Raw genomic sequence first — 18,979 nt, forward strand, 5'->3', positions numbered from 1 at the left:
AACGCCTCACCCACGTCCACCCGGCAGGCTGACGCGGGGTGGTCGGCAGTAGCTTTGCTGCCGTGACGCTTGCCGCCGGGTCCTCGACTCGCCCATTGCACCTGGACGATGCCGAGGACATGGCGGACCTCATCTCGGCGTACAGCCTGCGTCTGATCGGCAGCGTGGGCAGGCCGTTGGCGAACATCGCCAACCAGTTGAGAGCACCTGGCTTCGATCCGGACCTCGACAGCTGGGCCGTGCACGATGAGGCCGGTCGGCTGATCGGCTACTCGACCACCTCCAAGCAGGGCAGCGGCGATCGCTTCAACCTCGACCTCGTGGCGGAGACGCGCGAGGCCGCGAACTGGCTGTTGTCCAAGGCAATGACCCGATCCGAGCAGCTTGGCCGCGAGCAGGGCCACGCCGAGATCACCGTGGGACTCGGCCTGCTCCGCGCCGACCAGACGCTGCTGGAGGTCATCACCGAGCATGGGATGACCCAGAGCACCACCTTCCAGCGGCTCCGCATCGACCACAACGACCCGGTCACCGCTCCCACGTTGCCAGCCGGTGTCGCCCAGAGCGCCGGCAAGGAGGTCAGCCGCGCCGCTCATCAGATCATGGTCGAGACGTTCGAAGGCCAGGACGGCGCAACACCGCTCCCGTACGACGAATGGGTCGCGTCCCGGGAGAAGCGGACGACCTTCGACTGGTCCCTGCTCACTGTGCTGGAGCTCGACGGCCTCGCGGTCGCAGCGCTGGAGTGCGGGGACGATTTCCTTGCCAGCGACAACTGCGGCTATGTGGCCCGCATCGGCGTTCTGCCGGAAGCACGCGGTCGCGGACTGGCGAGGTACCTGCTCCAGAACGCCTTCGCGATCGACGCGGCCGCCGGCCGAGCCGGCACGATTCTCCACGTGGACAGTGCCAACCCGACACCAGCCCTTGGCCTCTACCTGGGCGTCGGGATGCGATCGATCCTCGTCATCGACGTGTGGAGCCGCGTGGTCTCGACGGGCTGACCAGCTCATCGCTGACCTTCCAGAGCCGGGTGGCGGCGGAGAGGTCGTGACTACGCTCGGAGGAGTTCTTGGCTTTGCTGTTCGCGAAGTAGAGACCGGTCACGTTCTCGAGGTCGGGTGAGGAAGCCAGGTGGATCGATGTCGCGGCGCCCTGGGCGGGCGTCTTCATCAACGGCCGGAAGAAGGGCACGAACAGCCGCTGGATCCGGCCGGGGTCCTCAGCGCCGAAGGAAGTGCTGACGACCCCGGGATGCAGAGCGTTCGCGGTGACGCCGTCGCCCTGCAGCCGCCGGGCCAGCTCGTAGCTGAACAGAAGATTGGCCAGCTTCGACTGGTCGTACGCCCGCGACCCGGAGTACGACGTCTCTCCTTGCAGGTCGTCGAAATCGATCCGGCCGATCCGTTGGGCGTTGGAGGAGACCGTGACCACCCGCGCCGGGCTGCTCTGTTTCAGCCTGTCCAGCAACAGATTCGTGAGCAGGAACGGCGCGAGGTGGTTCAGAGCGAAGGTCCGCTCGAGCCCGTCCGCCGTGACGTGCCGGTTGTCCCAGTAGCCGCCCACGTTGTTGATCAGTACGTCGATCCGAGGCAACCTCTGCAGCACCTCGTCGGCCAACCTCCGCACCTCCGCCTGGGACGACAGGTCCGCGACGAACACGTCCACGTCCCCGCCGCCCACGGCACGAATCTCGCGCGCCGCGCCCTCAGTGCGTTCACGATCCCGGCCGGTGATGGCCACGCGTGCGCCCATCCCGGCCAAACCCAATGCAGTCGCCTTGCCGATGCCACTGGTGGCGCCGGTGATGAGAACCGTCGTACTGCGCAGCGGCCCGCTCTCGTCCATGCCCGGGTCCCCGCCCATCAGACGGTGATGGCGATCTTGCCGCGGACCTGGCCGGCTTCAAGCCGGCGCATGGCTTCGGCGGCTTCGGCCAGCGGGTAGCTCTTGTCGATGGCCGGCTTGAGCTTGCCTGCCTCGATCAGGGCGGTGAGGCGTTCGAGTTCGGCGCCGCGTTCGTTGCCGATGAAGCTGGCGATTCGCTGGCGGGAGAACCACGAGGTGACCAGGGCGCCGAGCTGACGGCTCATGCCGCCGGTCAGGCTGTCGCCACCCTCGCCGCCGGTGAGGACGGCAGTTCCCGTCGGGGTGAGCGCGCGACGCAACCGCGAGAGCTTCGGGTTGCCGGCGATGTCGATGATCAGGTCGTAGTGGTTCACGCCGTCGGCGAAGTCTTCCTTGGTGTAGTCGATGACGTGGTCCGCACCGAGTGACCGCACCAGATCGAGCTTCGCGGTACTGGCCACGCCGGTGACCTCGGCGCCGAAGGCCTTCGCCAACTGGACCGCGTAGCTGCCGACGCCACCGGAGGCCCCGGTGATCAACACCTTCTGGCCGGGCTGCACCTTGCCGATATCGGTCAGCGCCTGCTGAGCGGTGTGCCCGGAGATCGGAACCACCGCGGCCTCTTCGAAGGAGGTGTTCGCCGGTTTGCGAGCCAGCTTGCTCTCCGGCGCAGCGCAGTACTGCGCGAAGGATCCGTGGCCAACGCCGTAGACCTCATCGCCGGGGGAGAACCTCGTCACGGCCGGCCCCACGGCGACAACCGTCCCGGCGAGAGCTCGCCCGAGCACCGGGTTCTTCGGTTTGCGCAGGCCGAAGACGAGACGCAGCAGGTACGGCTTGCCCGTCATGATGTGCCACGTCCCGCGGTCGAGCCCGGCGGCGGCGACCCGGACGAGCACCTCGTTGTCCTTGATCTCCGGCACAGCGAGCTGCCCGAGTCGCAGTACGTCAGCTGACCCGTAGGCCGCCTGCGTGATCGCCTGGTTGGTGGTGATGGCAGTAGCCATGATTTGCCTTCTCTGCAAGGGATGCATCGCTGCAAGGAACCGCGGTCACGGATGGGCCGCGGCTTCGAGACTGTCGATCAGAAGAGCGAGGCCGTACTCGAACTCGGCGCCGAACTTGTAACCCGGTTGGAGGATGTACTCCGTGGTGAACTCGGTCAGGTACGGGTAGTCCTCGGGCGAGTAGGGCAGCATCATCGCCTCGACCACGTCCGGGATCACCGCCGATTCGTCGAACGGCAGGTTCACCTCCTGCAGCACGAAGCCGAAGATGTAGCTGTCGAGCAGTGAGAACGCGTGCGCCGCCATCTGGACCGAGAAGCCGGCCCGGCGGCAGGCGCCGATCACCGCGTTGTGGTGCCGCAGGGTCGCCGGCCCCGGCGCGGCGCGGGAGTCCATGATGCTGATCGCCCAGGGGTGACGGGTCAGGGCCGCCCGGGCCGAGCGCGCCCGGTCCCGCATCGCGGGCTTCCACTCGTCGCCATCGACCGGCAGCTCGATCTCGGCGAAGACCAGGTCGACCATCCCGTCGAGGATGTCGTCCTTGTTCTTCACGTGGTGATAGAGCGACATCGCCTCGACACCGAGCTCCTGCGCGAGCTTGCGCATCGAGAGCGACCCCAGCCCTTCCTTGTCGGCCAGCGCCACGGCGGTCTGCAGAGCTCGCTCCCGGGTCACCGGGACTCGCGCTGCGGTCTTCTTCGGCACGGATGATCTCTTTCCTTCGGTCGGCTGCCTTCCTTGACAACCTTACACCGTAAGTCTAGGGTCAAGACCAACCTTACAGCGTAAGGTCGCCTTCTCGGAAGGCCCCTGCAAAAGGCATGGAGTGCAGCGCATGATCACCGTCTCCGGACTCACCAAGCAGTACGGCAAGCGCCTCGCCGTTCACGACATGACGTTCGAGGTAGCCCCTGGCCGCGTGACGGGATTCGTCGGCCCGAACGGCGCCGGCAAGTCGACGACGATGCGGATGATGGTCGGACTGACCCGGCCGGACAGCGGCGACGTCAGGTACCACGGCATCGGCTACACCAGCCTGAAGAACCCCGCGCGCATCGTCGGATCGGTCCTCGACGCCCGCTGCATGCACCCCGGGCGCACCGCCCGGAATCACCTGCGGGCCACGGCGGCGCTCAGCGGAGTACCGGCGAAGCGGGCCGAGGAGGTACTGGCCGAGGTCGGGCTGGAGACGGCCGCGGATCAGCGAGCCGGTGGGTTCTCACTGGGCATGCGTCAGCGTTTGGCGCTTGCCGGCGCACTCCTGGGCGATCCGGGGATCCTGCTGCTCGATGAGCCGTCGAACGGTCTGGACCCGGACGGTATCCGCTGGTTGCGGACGTATCTGCGGAACTTCGCCGACCGCGGTGGCACGGTCTTCGTGTCGAGCCACCTGATCGCCGAGCTCAGCATGTTCGCCGATGACCTCGTAGTGGTCGGCGGTGGGCGGCTGCTCGCAGCGGAGTCCGTCGACGCGATCACCGCTCGGAGCGCCGGCACCGTGATTGCCGAGACACCTCAGGCCGCGGCGCTGGCCGCAGTACTGGCTTCGTCTGACGTCCAGGTCGAGATCGAGGGTGACCGGCTGGAGGTGCGTGGGACGACGAAGACCGCGGTCTCCCAGATCGCCTTCGACCACGGCATCCGCCTGGTCGAGCTCACCGAGACCTCGCGGTCGCTCGAGGACAGCCTGCTCGACCTGACCCGCGCGTCAGCGGAGTTCGCGTCCGCCTGAGCTCCACCCCTTCTGCCGCAGGTCCGCCCACTGCCCATCCCGCCATCCAGCCGAATTTCAGCCCGACTGTTCAGTGAAGGACCAGCGATGACTGCCATTCTCTCCACTCCGACCACTACCATCAGCCATCCCGACCAGCGCCTCGCCGAACGTAGCCGCGCCGACGACTTCAAGGCCTTCCCGGCGGTGCTCAAGAGTGAGTGGATCAAGCTGTCCACGCTGCGGGCGAACCGGGCGATCCTGGCCCTGACCATCCTGGCCGGCGGCTTCACCTCCTGGGCCGTGGCGACACTGATCACCGACGAGGTCCTGGTGGTCTCCGTCGTCTACATCTACTCGACCGTGCTCACCGCGGTGTTCGCCGCGGTCGCCGGGATCCTGCTCTTCACCTCCGAGGCCCAGCACGGCACCCTGGCCGGGACCTTGACCGCGCAACCCGCGCGCTGGGTGATCGCCGCCGCCAAGACCGTCACCGCCGGCACGATCGGACTGGTGCTCGGCGCAGGCGGAATGGCTGCCGGGTACGTCGGCGCCGTGGCTGGTGGCCTCGAACTGGGAGACACGTCCGGCATGGCTGCGACAACCCTGTGGGCGCTGCTGTTCACCACGCTGGCCGCGCTCTTCGGCCTGGGCGTCGGGATGGTCATCCGCCACGGCTCCGGCGCCATCTCGAGCCTGCTGGTCTGGTGGCTCGTCGTCGAGAACCTGCTCACCCTGTTCCTGCCCGCGACGGTGGCCCGCTTCCTCCCGTTCTTCGCCGGCAACGGTCTGCTGGCCATCCAGTCCGACACGGCCACCGCCGACTCGATCGCCGTCGCCCTCACTCGCCCGGAGAACGCACTGCTCTTCGGCGGCTACACCTTCGCCCTCCTGATCATCGGCACCGTCCTGCTCTACCGCCGCGACACCAACTGAACAGAGGCGGAGAACCGGCGCTTCGTGAGGGTGCGACTTCCTCGCAAGGCGCCGGTTCTTGTTGACTCTGACACCGTGTCAGGTCGTAGACCTGCTCCTATGACTGAGATGGAGTTCTGGACGGCTGGGGAGATCGCGTCGGGGATCCGGGGTGGGGCAGTGTCGTCTCGTGAGGTGACGGCGCGGCTGCTGGAGCGGATCGCAGCGGATTCCACGGTGAACGCGGTGGTGGAGACGCGAGCGGAGTTCGCCTTGGAGGCGGCGGCCGCAGCTGATGAAGCCGTTGCGGCAGGCCGTGAGGTGGGTCCGCTGCACGGCGTGCCGATGACGGTGAAGGACAGCTTCAACGTGACCGGACTGCACACGACTTGGGGCAATCCGGCCTTCGCGGAGTACGTCGCCGACTGGGATGCCACCGTGGTCGAGCGCCTGGCCGCGGCCGGCGCGATCATCGTCGGCAAGAGCAACGTGCCCATGATGCTCGCCGACTTCGGGCAGACCTTCAACGAGGTCTACGGACGGACGAACAACCCGCACGACCCGAGCCGTACGGCGGGCGGCTCGAGCGGAGGTGGAGCCGCGGCGTTGGCGGCAGGGATGACCTATCTGGAGTACGGGTCGGACCTTGTCGGGTCCATCCGCCTGCCCGCGAGCTATTGCGGTGTCTACGGGCTCAGGCCTACGGCTGGTGTTGCGCCTATGCACGGCTTCCAACCTCCAGGACCTCTGGCGATCCCGACCGAGTTTCCCGACTTGTCGAGCCTCGGCCCGCTGGCTCGGTCCGCGGCTGATCTGCGGATCGCTCTGCAGGTCACCGGCGGGCCGACGGTTCCCTACTCCCCTGAACTTCCCTACTCGTGGAAGCTGCTACCTCCGCGCCACCAGAGGCTCTCCGACTACCGCGTCGGCGTCGTACTCGATCACGAGCAGGCACCAGTGACGAGGGAGGTCGGCGCCGCGCTGTCCGACGCCGTCGACGCCCTCAGCAAGAACGGGGTGGAGATCGTCGAGGGCTGGCCCGCAGAGGTCGACCCGATCGGGCAGGCCCAGGCGCTGGGCTTCCAGCTCGGCCTGTTCTTCGCGGTGAACGGCGAGAATCCGGACTTCGCGAGCCTGGCCGAGGTGCTCGAGCAGGAGCGTCGGCGGATCGCGGCGCGAGTCGCCTGGCAGCGGTACTTCGCGGACGTCGACGTGTTCCTCTGCCCGACCAGTTTCACCACGGCCTTCCCCCACGACGAGCGGCCCTTCATGGAGCGGACGATCGACGGTACGCCGTACGACGCGCAGGCGTTCTGGATCTCCCACGCCTCCTTGACCGGTCTTCCCGCGCTGAGCATGCCGGTGGCAACGAGCGGGCTGCCGGTCGGAGTACAGGTGATCGGTCCGTGGCATGCGGACGACACCGTCATCACCTTCGCCGAGCTCGCCGACGACGTCATCGGGCCGGTTGCTGGTTGACTCTGACGAGACAGACGGGAGCGGGAGTTGTTCGCGATCGGAGACTTCGCCAGGCACGGGCGGGTGTCGGTGCGGATGTTGCGCCACTACGACGCCATCGGCCTGCTACGCCCGGCGCACGTGGACGAGGCGACGGGGTACCGCAGCTACGAGGCCGCGCAACTCGCCGAGCTGAACCGGCTCGTCGCGCTGAAGGACCTCGGCTTCACCCTGGAGCAGGTCCGCACGATGCTCGCCGACGAGGTCAGCCTGGTCGAGGTGCGGGCGATGCTCACGCTGCGACGGGCCGAGCTCGAGTCCGAGGTCGCCGAGAACGCCGCCAGGCTCGCCCAGGTCGAGTCCCGCCTGCGTAGCATCGAGCTCGGCGACGAAGTACCGGCCGTTGTGCTGAAGGACCTTCCGGCCACCCGGCTGGTCGCGTTGTCGAGCACCGCGGCCAGTTTCACACCGGAGGACATCGGCCCGGTGGTCAACCCGCTGTGCGCCGAGCTCGGCCGACGTTTGCCTGAGGCAACAGCCGTGAAGCCGTCCGGAAGGCTGACCTGCTGGTATGCGGCCGCCGGTGACGAGGTCGTCATCCACGCCGGCGTGCCCGCGGCGGTCGAGGCCGAGGGTGAGCTCAACGGGCTGCTCGTGGTGGACTTGCCTGCCACCCGCGCCGCGACGATCGTGCACCGCGGACGGATCGACGCCGTACTGCCCACCTGGCAGGCGCTGGCCCGCTGGATCGACGACAACGGTCATCGTTCCGGCGGGCCGGCGCGCGAGCTCTACCTGGACTGCCCGGACGACCCCTCGCTGTGGGTCACCGAGCTGCAGGAACCGCTCAGGCCTTAGCCGGCTCCAGCTCGACCGGCGGCAGCGCCTCCTCGGTCCCCGGGGTCGCCGTACCGTTCAGCGGGCACCGCGTGGTCTCGGGCACCTTGATCAACGCGATCGCGCCGACCACGCCGACCACGCCAACCACTCGCCGGGGTCAGCCCGCGGGTTCGAGCTAGGCGGGGTCGGCGAAAGAGGCCAGGCCGGCCGTGATCACTTGGATGCCGAACTCGAAGCGTTCGTCGCCGTTCGCGCCAGACGTCATCGAGGCGGCCAGCGCGACGGTGAAGGGGAACTTCTCTGCCGGCAGCGACTGGAAGAACTGCCGGAGTTCGCCGACGAACCTGGCGATGTCGTCCTCGGTCCACTCCCAGGCCCGCTGGACGCTCTCCTCGAACGCGGTCGCCGTGACGTAGAGCGGGATCAGGTCGACGGCCCAGGCAGCAGCCTGGTCGGGAACGTTGCCCGCCTTCAGGATCGCGAGCATCTTCTCCGTGCTCTGCATCGCCCGTTCACCGAGCGGGACCTGCCCGATGGCGGCTCGCGCGACCCCGGGATAGTCGCGCATCACCTTGAGCATCGACCGCATGCAGTCCTTGAGCTGCTCCTGCCAGTGCTCCGGATCCGGCTCGGCCGGGAACTCCATCCCCTGGGCCGCGCGGTCGACCAGCAGTTGATCCAGTTCCTTCTTGTTCGCGACGTGGGCGTAGAGGGAGGCAGGTCCGGTGTTCAGCGCCTGCGCGACCTTCCGCATCGAGACCGCCTCGTACCCCTGGTCGACGAGCAACTCCATCGCCGCGTCGACGATCCGGTCGCGGGTCAGCGGTTCACGGACCGGGCGGGCCGGCTTCTCGGGGCTGATGGGCTGCCACCGCGACTGGTTCATGGCCCCACTGTAGCGAACACCGTACTTGACAGGAACACCGTTCGTGCGTAGAACAGTGTTCGTCAACGAACACCGTTCGCTTCCTTCGAAAGGGGCGCCACCGATGAGCACCTCAACCACCTCCCTGACGCAGGTCGATCCACCGGCGCCCGCCGGCGCACCGGCATACAAGTGGCGCTGGATCGTGCTCGGCACCGTGCTGGTCGCCGAGATCATGGACCTGGTCGACGCCACCATCGTGAATATCGCGGCGCCCTCGATCCGCGCCGAGCTCGGCGGCTCCGAGGCCGCGCTGCAGTGGATGCTGGCCGGCTACACGCTCGCGTTCGCGATCGGCCTGATCAGCTTCGGCCGGCTCGGCGACCTGGTCGGGCGGCGCCGACTGTTCGTGATCGGCGCGGTCGGCTTCACCGTCGCCTCCGCGGTCTGCGGGCTCGCCACCTCACCGGAGATGCTGATCGGCAGCCGGGTCGCGCAAGGGCTGCTCGGCGCGGTGATGATCCCGCAGGGCTTCGCGATCCTGAAGGCGGTCTTCCCACCCGCCGAGATCGGCAAGGCGTTCGCGCTGTTCGGTCCGGTGATGGGGCTGTCCGCGGTGGCCGGCCCGATCATCGCCGGGGCGCTGATCGACGCGAACTGGTTCGACGCCGGCTGGCGGATGATCTTCTGGATCAACGTGCCGATCGGTGCGCTCGCCCTGTTCGGCGCCCTGCGGTACATGCCCGAGGTGAAGACGCCCGGCGCGTCCCGGCTCGACACCACCGGTGTGATCCTGGTCAGCCTGGCGTGCGGTCTGCTGATCTACCCGCTGGTTCAGGGTCGCGAGCTCGGCTGGCCGGTGTGGTCGATCGCGATGATGGTCGCCGCCGTGCCGGTGTTCGCGCTGTTCGGCCGGCGGGAGCGCCGGTCGGGCAACCCGGTGATCGACCCGTCGCTGTTCCGCAGCCGCGGGTACGTCGCGGGGCTCGGCGTGATCACCACGTTCTTCCTGGCGATGTCAGGGTTCATGCTGGTCTTCAACCTGTTCACCCAGCTCGGTCTGCACTACAGCCCGCTGAAGGCCGGACTCGCGATGGTGCCGTTCTCGCTCGGCATCGCGATCGGCGCGCCGCTGTCCGGCGGACTGCTCGCACCAAAGCTCGGCCGGAAGGCGCTGCAGCTCGGGATCCTGGTGATGGCGGTCTCGATGGTGGGCGTCTGGTTCACCCTGCACGTGTACGGCGAGCAGACCACGATCTGGAACCTGGTACCGGCCACGCTGGCGAGCGGGATCGGCGCGGGCATGGTGTTCGCCCCGCTCTTCGACATCATCCTGGCCTCGATCGACGACCAGGCCGCGGGCTCGGCGTCCGGAGTACTGACCGCAATGCAGCAGTTCGGCGGCGCGATCGGAGTAGCCGTCATCGGCACCATCTTCTTCGAACTCCTCCCCGACCAGGCCTTCCTCGGCGCCACCAAGTCAGCCACCCTCGTCGCCGTCGCCCTCTTCGCCGTCAGCCTGCTCGTCACCTACCTACTCCCCAAGCGAGCCCGCGAGGGCGCGTCAGCGCACTGAACCTCCAGACCCGAGCAACTACACAGCACCTGACCGGCTACCCCCCAACTGACGGCGACCCGCAGCCTGGCGCTGGCTTTCACCGATTCCGGGGCGCGGCTGGCGGTCTGTTCGCCGGCTGCCGGCCTATAAGGCGCCAGGCGGCGAACAACCAGCCATCGGCCCGGATCTGCTCAGGTGCTGCACAAAGTGCCGCTCTGGGGGTGGGCATGACAAAGCCCCGCTCGCCCTGGTTGGGGAGAGCGGGGCTTTGGGTTAGGTCAGTTGAACGAGTCGCCGCAGGCGCAGGAGCCGGTGGCGTTCGGGTTGTCGATCGTGAAGCCCTGCTTCTCGATCGTGTCCACGAAGTCGATCGACGCACCCTTGAGGTACGGCGCGCTCATCCGGTCCGTGACGACGCTCACACCACCGAAGTCGGCCACCACGTCGCCGTCGAGCTGACGCTCGTCGAAGAACAGCTGGTACCGCAGACCGGAGCAACCGCCCGGCTGTACGGCGACCCGCAGGGCAAGGTCGTCGCGACCTTCCTGGTCCAGCAGCGCCTTCACCTTGGCGGCAGCCCCGTCGGTCAACAGGATGCCGGTGGCCGTGGTTGCGGCCTGCTCGGTCTGCGCTTCAGTCATTCCTGACTCCAGTCATCTCTTGAGCACCCGGCCGCTTTGGGCAGGCGGCCACGCGCGGAAAGTCCGCTGTCATTCGGGCCAACACGCGCCGGTCCCGAACCATTCCCATGGTCGCACACCAATTTCCCCGATCAAGCAGTCGGCTCACCGGCTGACCACGGTACGGCGCACAGCGGGTGGTCGCGGCACGGAACCCGGACACCGCGTACGGCGTACGCAGGAGGTGGTTCAGCGGGCCCAGGTGCGGGCGACTCGCTCGGCGACGGCGGCCAGGGAGCCGTGGGGGTCGGCGAAGGCGCGCTCCTCGCCGACCGCGTCGACCAGGGAGTAGGCGGACTCGACGCCCATCGTGCGCATCTCGCGGGCGCCGATCTGCACCTTGCCGGCGAGCACCACGCAGGGCCGCATCGCGTCGTTCGCCACCTTCGCGACACCGGAGATCACCTTGCCGTCGCGCGACTGGAAGTCGAAGGCGCCTTCACCGGTGAGCACGATGTCCACCTGCGCGGCCTTCACCTGCAGCCCAGTCAGCTCCGCCACCAGGTCGATCCCGGAGACGCGTTCGGCGCCGAGCAGTAGCAGCGCGTACCCGAGTCCTCCGGCGGCACCCGCACCCTTGGCGTCGGCCGTCTTCCGCCCGGCGAGCTCGGCGAACCTGGTCAGCCAGAGGTCGACCTCTGGCTTCCGGTCGTCGGTGATGCCCTTCTGGCTGCCGAACACGTTCGTCGCGCCGCGCAGTCCGAGCATCGGGTTCTCGACGTCGCTCGCCGCCACGAACTCGATCCCGGCCATCCGGCTCCTGACCGGCTCCAGGTCCACCTCGGTGAGCGTCGCCAGCCCGGTCGCACCCGCGTCGAGGGCGCCGCCGACCGCGGTGGCTCCGAGCGCCGCGAGCAGCCCGGCGCCCGCGTCGTTCGTGCCCGACCCGCCGAGGCCGAGGATGATCCGCTTCGCTCCGGCGTCGACCGCCGCCGCGATCAACTGACCCACGCCGTACGTCGTCGCATCCTCCGGCCGGCGATCCTCCGGCTCGACCAGGTGCAACCCGCACGCCTGCGCGGTCTCGACGTACGCGGTCTCCCCCGCGACCAGCACCGTCGCCGGGACCTCCTCGCCGAGCGGCCCACGCACGGTCACCGACAACAAGGTGCCATCGACAACAGCCGTCAGCACGTCGATGAACCCGGGCCCACCATCCGCCATCGGCGCCACCAGCACCTCAGCCTGCGGATCCCGCCGCCGCCACCCTTCCTCGATGGCGGCCGCGGCCTCGACAGCGGTCAACGTCCCAGCGAACTTGTCCGGAGCAATCAGCACGCGCATAGCCGACATCCTCTCCTACGCCCACTCCCCCGCGCTGCACCGCGGCCATCCCCCGGACAGTTCCCGAGGCGATGTCAGCGGCGCAGGAGCCGACGGAGGAGAAGCGCCACGGCAGCGCCGATCAAGTAGGGCGCGACGCGTTTGGCCACGGCCGGGAGGAGCGTGGAGGCGAGGTTCAGGGAGGCCTCGGAAGGAGGCGTGGGACCGGGCGGGGTCGTCGGCGACCTAGGTGGCGTGGGCGCGGCCGGACTCACCGGTTCGGCCGGGCTCACCGGTTCGGCCTTCGGGCTCACCGGTTCGGCCGGGCTCGCCGGCGCGGCTGGGCTCGCTGATTCGGCCAGGCTCGCAGGCTCGATCGGAGTTGCCAGCTGGACGCTCAAGTAGTCGACGAACTGGTCCAGGAGATTGTCGGAGACCTCCTGGATCAGGCCGCGGCCGAACTGGGCCGGGCGGCCGGTGATGGTCAGGTCGGTGTCGACCGTCACCTCGGTGGCCGTGTCACCCGTCGGGGTCAGTTGGGCGGTCACCCGGGCGGTCGCGGTGCCGTTGCCGCGCCGATCCTTGCCCTTGGCCTCGAGTACGGCGCTGTGGTTCGCCGGGTCGCGGTCGACGAAAATGCCGGTCCCGGTGTACTGCAACGCCACCGGGCCGAGCTTCACCTTGCACGACCCGGCGAACTCGTCACCGTCGCACGACGTCAGGGTGGCGCCGGGGAAACACGGCACCACCCGTTCGAGGTCGTTGAATGCGGCCCAGGCCTGCTCGACCGGCACCGGTACGACGAAGCGGTGCTCGAGCTTCATCCAGCGCCTGCCGCGCTCAGTACAGCCCGCCGGGTGAGCACCGAGGCCAGGTGCCTGCGGTACTCCGCATCGCCGTTGAGATCCGTCGGCGGCGAGGTCCCGTCTGCCGCGCGAGCCGCGGCCGCCCGGACCGCCTCGGCCGTAGCCGGCTGACCGACCAGTGCCTGCTCGACCGCTGTCGCCCGGACCGGGATCGACCCCATGTTGGACAGCCCTACCCGCGCCTCCGCGATCGTGCCGCCGTCCAGCCGTACGGCGGCCGCGACCGCCACGATCGGCCACTGCTGTGCGACCCGGCTGAACTTCTCGTAGTGCGCGCCCCAGCCGGTGTACTTCGGAACGCGGATCTCGACCAGCAACTCGTCCTCGCTGAGGGTCGTGGTGAACACGCCCTCGAAGAAGTCCGCGGCTCCGACCGTACGGCGACCGCCCGGACCCTGGATCACCATCTCCGCGTCGAGCGCCAGCACCACCGCCGGCAGGTCGGCCGCCGGATCGGCATGCGCCAGCGATCCCCCGAAGGTACCGCGGTGACGCACCTGCGGATCGCCGATCGCGGCGGCCGCGAGCGAGATCAGCTTCGCGTGCTCGGCGATCGACGGGTCGGCCTGGACCACGCTGTGCGGCGTCATCGCGCCGATCACCAGCGCCTCGCCGTCGTCGCGGATCCCGCGCAGCTCGTCGATCCGCCCGAGGTCGACGATCACCTCGGGCGCCGCCAGGCGCAACCGCAGTACCGGCATCAGGCTCTGGCCGCCGGCCAGCACCTTGGCGTCGTCGTGCTCGCGCAGCAGGGCCAGCGCCTCGTCCACCGACGTCGGCGCGTAGTAGTCGAACGCTGCCGGAATCATGATTTCGCCCCTTCCTGCAAGGCTTTCCAGACCCGGTACGGCGTACAGGGCATCTCGACGTCGGACACCCCGAGATGGCGGACCGCGTCGACGACCGCGTTGACCACGGCCGGGGTGGAGGCGATCGTGCCGGCCTCGCCGACTCCCTTCACGCCGAGCTGGTTCGTGGTCGCCGGAGTCTCGGTGCGCGCCGTGACGAACGACGGCAGATCCGGTGGCGCGGGCACCAGGTACGAGTCGAACGAGCCGGTCACCAAGGTGCCGGACTCGTCGTGCACTGCTTCCTCGTACAGCGCCTGCGCGATACCCTGCGCGACGCCGCCGTGCACCTGCCCCTCGACGATCACCGGATTGACCACGTTGCCCACGTCGTCGACGCTCACGTACGAGCGGATCGTGACCGCTCCCGTCTCGGTGTCGACCTCCGCCGCGCACAGATGGGTGCCGTGCGGGAAGGAGAAGTCGTCCGGTTCGAGGGTGGCGTCGGCGTCGAGCGAGCGCTCCGCGCCGCCGTCCAGCTTATGTCCCTGGAACACCGCGAAAGCGAGTTCAGCAAGGCTCATCCCCGCTTCGGTACCCCGGACTCCGAACCGCCCGCCGCTGTACTCGAGGTCGTCGGCGTTGGCCTCGAGCAACTGGGCCGCGATCGGCTTGGCCTTCTCGATCACCTTGTCGGCCGCCGCGAGCACCGCCATCCCGCCGATGGCCAGCGATCTCGACCCGTAGGTGTCCAGGCCCCGGGCCGAGACCTGCGTGTCCCCGTGCAGCACTTCGACGTCCTCGAAGGGGACACCCAGCCGGTCGGCCACGATCTGGCTCCACGCGGTCTCGTGTCCCTGACCGTGCGGACTGGTGCCGGTGATCACCTCGACCTTGCCGGTCGGCAGCATCCGGATCGACGCGTGCTCCCAGCCGCCACCGACGTAGCCCATCGAGCCGAGCCAGCGCGACGGGGCCAGCCCACACATCTCCGTGTACGTCGAGATGCCGATCCCGAGCTGGACCGGGTCCCCCGACTCGCGGCGCTTCTGCTGCTCGGCGCGCAGGTCCTCGTACCCGAAAAGGTCCTTGGCCTTCGCGGTCGCCGCCTCGTAGTTGCCCGAGTCGTAGTGCATCCCCGACACCGTCGTGAACGGGAACTCCTCGTGCTTGATCCAGTTCCGCTCGCGGATCTCCAGCGGGTCGACCCCGACCTCGGCCGCGAGCTCGTCCATCAGCCGCTCGACCGCGAAGGTCGCCTCCGGCCGGCCGGCGCCGCGGTACGCGTCGGTCCAGGTCTTGTTGGTGAAGACGTTGGTGCAGATCAGCCGGTAGGACGGGAACTTGTAGATGCCGTTGTACATGAACGCCCCGAGGAGCGGAATGCCCGCCGACACCAGGCCGAGGTAGGCCCCCATATTCGCGAGCAGTTCGACCTTGAGTCCCCTGACGGTGCCGTCGCGGTCCGCCGCGAGGGTGAGTTTCTGCCACTGGTCCCGGCCGTGGTGGGCGGCCTGCAGCGACTCCGACCGGGTCTCGGTGTACTTGCAGGGCTTGCCGGTACGCCGGGCCGCGATCACGGTCAGCACCTCTTCGGGCGTGAACTGCAGCTTGCCGCCGAAGCCGCCCCCGACGTCGGGGGCGATCACCCGGATCTTGTGCTCCGGGATCCCGAGCACCAGCGCGATGAAGATCTTGACGAAGTGCGGCACCTGGGTCGAGGACCACACCGTCAGCTGCTCGCCGGTCGGGTCGGCCACGATCGACCGCGGCTCCATGAACGCCGGGATCAGCCGCTGCTGGCGGTACTCGCGCTCGATCACGATGCCGCCGTCCCGGGCCGCCGCGATCGCGGCGTCGACATCCCCGCCGGTGCCCGCCTCGGCGGAGTCGAAGGTGAACCGGGCCGACACGTTGGTGCCCAGCTCGGGATGCGCGAGCACCTCGTCGGCGGCCGCCGCCTTCAACTCCAGCGCCGCCGGGAGCTCCTCGTAGTCGACGTCGACCAGGTCTGCCGCGTCGTTCGCCTCGGCGGCCGAGCGGGCCACCACCACGGCCACGATCTCGCCGGCGAAGTTCACCATGTCGACCGCGATGGACGGGTGGGCCGGTGCCTTCTGCTCCGGCGTGGCCGTCCAGGCGGACGGCAGCCCGCCCTGCTCCTCGGCCAGGTCGGCCCCGGTCAGTACCGCGACGACTCCGGACGACGACCTCGCCGCCTCGGTGCCGATCCCGGTGATCCGGGCGTGCGCGAACGGGCTGCGGACCATTGCCAGCTGCAACATGCCGGGCAGGACGACGTTGTCGGTCCAGCGGGTCCGCCCGGTGATCAGGCGGGCGTCCTCCTTGCGACGGCGCGGATTGCCGACCTCGGCGGCCGGCCGCTCCTGGGTGGTGGTCATCGCGCACCTCCCCCGGCGGCCGCCGCGCGGACCGCCCGGACGATGTTCTGGTAGCCCGTGCACCGGCAGAGGTTGCCCTCCAGCCCGAGCCGGACCTCGTCGTCGGTCGGGTCGGGATTGTCGGCCAGCAGGTCGATCGACTGCATGATCATGCCGGGCGTGCAGTAGCCGCACTGCAACGCGTGGTTCTCGTGGAAGGCCTGCTGCATCGGGTGCAACTGCCCGTCGGTCGCGAGCCCCTCGATCGTGGTGATCTCGTGCCCGTCGGCCTGGACCGCGAACATCGAGCAGGACTTCACGCTCCGCCCGTCGAGAAGCACTGTGCAGGCGCCGCAGTTGCCGGTGTCACAGCCGACCACGGTGCCGGTCTTTCCCAGCTGTTCGCGCAGATAGTGCACGAGCAGCGTGCGAGGCTCCACGTCGTCCGTGTAGCCGCCTCCGTCGACCTTCACTGTGATCCGAGACATCCCGGCCTCCAGACAATGACAATGAGCAGTGCCGATGTCCTCCGATCGTGCGCCTGGTGTGACGCGCACCACAAGGGAGGGAGATCAGTGGTGAATGGACCCGGCCTGCGCTGACAACCGGTCGCCGGCCCCGCCCCAGCGCAGCGCGATGATCTCGGCCGCGATGCTGACCGCCGTCTCCTCCGGGGTCCGGGCGCCCAGGTCCAGCCCGATCGGGCTGGCGAGCCGGGCCAGTTCGGACTCGGTCAGCCCAGCCCCGCGGAGCCGCTTCAGCCGTTCGTCGTGGGTTCTACGCGAGCCCATCGCCCCGACGTACGCGAGATCGGGCAGCCGGAGCGCCACCTCCAGCAGCGGTACGTCGAACTTCGGGTCGTGGGTGAGCACGCAGACGACGGTCCGGGAGTCGACCCGCCCGGCGGCCACCTCGGCGGTCAGGTACCGGTGCGGCCAGTCGACCACCACCTCGTCGGCCGACGGGAACCTCGACGCCGTCGCGAAGACACCGCGCGCGTCGCAGACGGTCACCCGGTACCCGAGGAACGAGCCGAGCTTCGCCACCGCCGCCGCGAAGTCGATCGCCCCGAAGACCAGCAACCGCGGCACCGGGGCGTACGACGCGACGAAGACCCGCATCCCCTCACCTCGGCGCTGCCCGTCCGGCCCGTACTCCAGCGTCTCCGTCCGGCCGGTCGCGAGCAGCCCGCGCCCGTCGTCGGCCACCGCGGCGTCGGACCGCTCCGACCCGAGGCTGCCGGCCGTCGGCTGTCCCTGCGGTCGCACCACCAGCCGGCGACCGACCCGGGACGCGTCGGGGTGTGCGACCACGGTCGCCACCGCGACCGGGCGGCCGGCGGCGATGTCGGCGGCCACCTCGCCCAGTTCCGGGAACGACGCCTGATCGACCCGCTCGACGAAGATGTCCAGGATCCCGCCGCAGGTGAGCCCGACGGCGAAGGCCGACTCGTCGCTCACGCCGTACCGCTGCAGCACCGGCTCGCCCGACTCCAGGATCTCCTCGCCGAGCTGGTAGACCGCGCCCTCGACGCAGCCGCCCGACACGCTGCCGACAGCCTCGCCACCCGGGCCGACCAGCATCATCGCGCCCGGTGGCCGCGGCGCCGACTCGAACGTCGCGACAACGGTGCCGACGGCAACCGGATGGCCGGCGTTCCACCACCTCACCAGCTGCTCCAGAACGTCACGCATCGGCCACCACCTCCAGAAGATCCGCGAAGCTGGCCAGGCTGTGCCCCGCGATCAGGTCGTCCAGATAGGGCAGCACGGCCACGATCCCCGCCTGGACCGGCAGATAACCGGGCTTGCCGCGATGAGGGTTGAGCCAGACCACCCGGTGCGCCAGTCCCGCCAGTCTGCGCAGCTGCTCGCCCAGCAACGTGGTGTCGCCGCGTTCCCACCCGTCGCTGCATACCACCACGACGGCCCGGCGGGCGGTTCCACGCTGACCCCAGCGGTCCAGGAACACCTTCAGCACCTCACCGAGCCGAGTGCCACCCGACCAGTCCGGTACGGCGTCGCCTGCCAGCCGCAGCGCGTACTCCGGGTCGCGGTGCCGCAGCGCGGGCGTCACTCGGGTGAGCCGGGTGCCGACGGTGAACACCTCCACCTGGCGCGGGGCCACCCGGACCAGCGAGTGAGCCAACCGGAGCAGGCTGTCGGCGTACGGGCGCATCGAGCCGGACACGTCGATGAGCAGGACGACCCGGCGAGGTCTGGTGCCACGGCGCCGGTAGAGCACGCGGGCAGGTTCGCCGACCTGGCGCAGCTGGGCCCGCAGGGTGCGCCGAGGGTCGATCTCGCCCCGGTTGGACGGCCGCCGCCGGGCTCCGCGCCGTACTGGGGCTCGCGGTCTCAGGGTCGCGAACTGCCGGACGAGTTCGGCGCGGTCGGCGGCCGAGAGCTCGGCGACGTCGCGGTGCCGGAGGATCTCGGTCTGGCTCGCGGCCACCGCGATCGACCGGTCGTTGCCATCGGCATCGGTATCCGGTGACTCGAGCCCGGCCTGCAGGGTGGTCGCGGCGGGGCGCGGCCGGTGCGCGGTCCGCGGGAGATCGCCGGAGAACCAGGCGGCGAACACGTCGTCATACCGGGCGGTGTCGTCCGGACCACTGCACAGAGCGGCCCGGCCGGCCCAGTAGACGTCGGCGGCGACGCCCGCATCGAGTACGGCCACGGCGCGCAGGAAGACCTGCACCCGATCGGCCGTCACCGCCAGGCCGGCGTGCCGCAGCGCGGAACCGAAGCCGACCAGCAGGTGGTCGGGAGATGGGTCCGGGCCGCGGATCGTCATGGC

The 18,979-nt window shown here is 69.4% G+C and carries 19 protein-coding genes; 6 read left to right on the forward strand and 13 right to left on the reverse strand.

All coding sequences use genetic code 11. The annotated features are described in order from the left end of the window. The first annotated feature begins 62 nt into the window (after positions 1-62). Positions 63-1,004 carry a GNAT family N-acetyltransferase gene (locus EV644_RS07665; RefSeq protein ID WP_132187874.1) on the forward strand — a complete coding sequence of 314 codons (942 nt, stop codon included), beginning with the start codon at positions 63-65 and terminating at the stop codon, positions 1,002-1,004. Here the strand turns inward: EV644_RS07665 and EV644_RS07670 are convergent. From EV644_RS07670 to EV644_RS46125, 3 genes are read right to left on the reverse strand one after another with little or no spacing between them, the layout of a single operon-like run. Further along, on the reverse strand, positions 967-1,848 hold the full coding sequence (locus EV644_RS07670; RefSeq protein WP_132187873.1) for an SDR family oxidoreductase: 882 nt from the start codon (positions 1,846-1,848) through the stop codon (positions 967-969). The genes EV644_RS07665 and EV644_RS07670 overlap by 38 nt on opposite strands. Positions 1,849-1,865: 17 nt before the next feature. Further along, a complete protein-coding gene (locus tag EV644_RS07675) occupies positions 1,866-2,855 on the reverse strand; it encodes an NAD(P)-dependent alcohol dehydrogenase (protein WP_132187872.1) in 990 nt (329 codons plus the stop codon). Between the two features lie 45 nt (positions 2,856-2,900). Then, positions 2,901-3,560 (reverse strand): TetR/AcrR family transcriptional regulator, encoded by a 660-nt coding sequence (locus EV644_RS46125; protein WP_132187871.1) that lies wholly within the window; start codon positions 3,558-3,560, stop codon positions 2,901-2,903. A 130-nt stretch (positions 3,561-3,690) separates the two neighbouring features. Between EV644_RS46125 and EV644_RS07685 the strand changes: the two genes are divergently transcribed. The 4 genes from EV644_RS07685 (at position 3,691) to EV644_RS07700 (ending at position 7,797) form a co-directional block, all read left to right on the forward strand. Next, complete coding sequence (locus EV644_RS07685; protein ID WP_132187870.1) at positions 3,691-4,587, forward strand: ATP-binding cassette domain-containing protein; 897 nt, start codon at positions 3,691-3,693, stop codon at positions 4,585-4,587. Between the two features lie 87 nt (positions 4,588-4,674). Then, on the forward strand, positions 4,675-5,502 hold the full coding sequence (locus tag EV644_RS07690) for an ABC transporter permease subunit (RefSeq protein WP_132187869.1): 828 nt from the start codon (positions 4,675-4,677) through the stop codon (positions 5,500-5,502). Positions 5,503-5,601: 99 nt separating this feature from the next. Next, positions 5,602-6,960 (forward strand): amidase family protein, encoded by a 1,359-nt coding sequence (locus EV644_RS07695; protein WP_132187868.1) that lies wholly within the window; start codon positions 5,602-5,604, stop codon positions 6,958-6,960. 27 nt (positions 6,961-6,987) lie between these two features. After that, positions 6,988-7,797: a MerR family transcriptional regulator gene (locus EV644_RS07700; protein ID WP_132187867.1), complete on the forward strand. Its 810-nt coding sequence runs from the start codon at positions 6,988-6,990 to the stop codon at positions 7,795-7,797. Here the strand turns inward: EV644_RS07700 and EV644_RS47110 are convergent. Together EV644_RS47110 and EV644_RS07710 are read right to left on the reverse strand one after the other, a co-directional pair. Beyond that, the gene (locus tag EV644_RS47110) at positions 7,787-7,918 is read right to left on the reverse strand and encodes a hypothetical protein (RefSeq protein WP_255511280.1); all 132 of its coding nucleotides are present in this window, start codon (positions 7,916-7,918) and stop codon (positions 7,787-7,789) included. The genes EV644_RS07700 and EV644_RS47110 overlap by 11 nt on opposite strands. A gap of 36 nt (positions 7,919-7,954) precedes the next feature. After that, positions 7,955-8,665: a TetR/AcrR family transcriptional regulator gene (locus tag EV644_RS07710; protein ID WP_158292765.1), complete on the reverse strand. Its 711-nt coding sequence runs from the start codon at positions 8,663-8,665 to the stop codon at positions 7,955-7,957. 103 nt (positions 8,666-8,768) lie between these two features. On the opposite strand from EV644_RS07710, the gene EV644_RS07715 reads away from it, so the two are divergent. Next, a complete protein-coding gene (locus EV644_RS07715) occupies positions 8,769-10,220 on the forward strand; it encodes a DHA2 family efflux MFS transporter permease subunit (RefSeq protein WP_132187865.1) in 1,452 nt (483 codons plus the stop codon). Between the two features lie 260 nt (positions 10,221-10,480). On the opposite strand, the gene EV644_RS07720 is transcribed toward EV644_RS07715, so the two are convergent. The 8 genes from EV644_RS07720 to EV644_RS07755 form a co-directional block, all read right to left on the reverse strand. After that, positions 10,481-10,843 (reverse strand): HesB/IscA family protein, encoded by a 363-nt coding sequence (locus tag EV644_RS07720; RefSeq protein WP_132187864.1) that lies wholly within the window; start codon positions 10,841-10,843, stop codon positions 10,481-10,483. Between the two features lie 228 nt (positions 10,844-11,071). Further along, positions 11,072-12,166, reverse strand: coding sequence for a glycerate kinase family protein (locus EV644_RS07725; RefSeq protein ID WP_132187863.1), 1,095 nt, complete (start codon positions 12,164-12,166; stop codon positions 11,072-11,074). Positions 12,167-12,240: 74 nt separating this feature from the next. Further along, complete coding sequence (locus EV644_RS07730; RefSeq protein WP_132187862.1) at positions 12,241-12,969, reverse strand: SRPBCC family protein; 729 nt, start codon at positions 12,967-12,969, stop codon at positions 12,241-12,243. Next, positions 12,966-13,820, reverse strand: coding sequence for an FAD binding domain-containing protein (locus tag EV644_RS07735; RefSeq protein WP_132187861.1), 855 nt, complete (start codon positions 13,818-13,820; stop codon positions 12,966-12,968). The genes EV644_RS07730 and EV644_RS07735 overlap by 4 nt, the downstream gene beginning before the upstream one ends. Beyond that, entirely contained in the window at positions 13,817-16,201 is a 2,385-nt protein-coding gene (locus EV644_RS07740; RefSeq protein WP_132187860.1) for a xanthine dehydrogenase family protein molybdopterin-binding subunit, read from the reverse strand. The genes EV644_RS07735 and EV644_RS07740 overlap by 4 nt, the downstream gene beginning before the upstream one ends. Beyond that, entirely contained in the window at positions 16,198-16,668 is a 471-nt protein-coding gene (locus EV644_RS07745; protein WP_132187859.1) for a (2Fe-2S)-binding protein, read from the reverse strand. Before EV644_RS07745 ends, EV644_RS07740 begins: the two co-directional genes overlap by 4 nt. An 84-nt stretch (positions 16,669-16,752) precedes the next feature. Beyond that, positions 16,753-17,874 (reverse strand): XdhC family protein, encoded by a 1,122-nt coding sequence (locus tag EV644_RS07750; RefSeq protein ID WP_132187858.1) that lies wholly within the window; start codon positions 17,872-17,874, stop codon positions 16,753-16,755. Next, positions 17,867-18,976 (reverse strand): vWA domain-containing protein, encoded by a 1,110-nt coding sequence (locus EV644_RS07755; protein WP_132187857.1) that lies wholly within the window; start codon positions 18,974-18,976, stop codon positions 17,867-17,869. The genes EV644_RS07750 and EV644_RS07755 overlap by 8 nt, the downstream gene beginning before the upstream one ends. Positions 18,977-18,979: the final 3 nt, after the last annotated feature.

It is taken from the genome of Kribbella orskensis, from assembly GCF_004342085.1.
Taxonomy (GTDB): domain Bacteria; phylum Actinomycetota; class Actinomycetes; order Propionibacteriales; family Kribbellaceae; genus Kribbella; species Kribbella orskensis.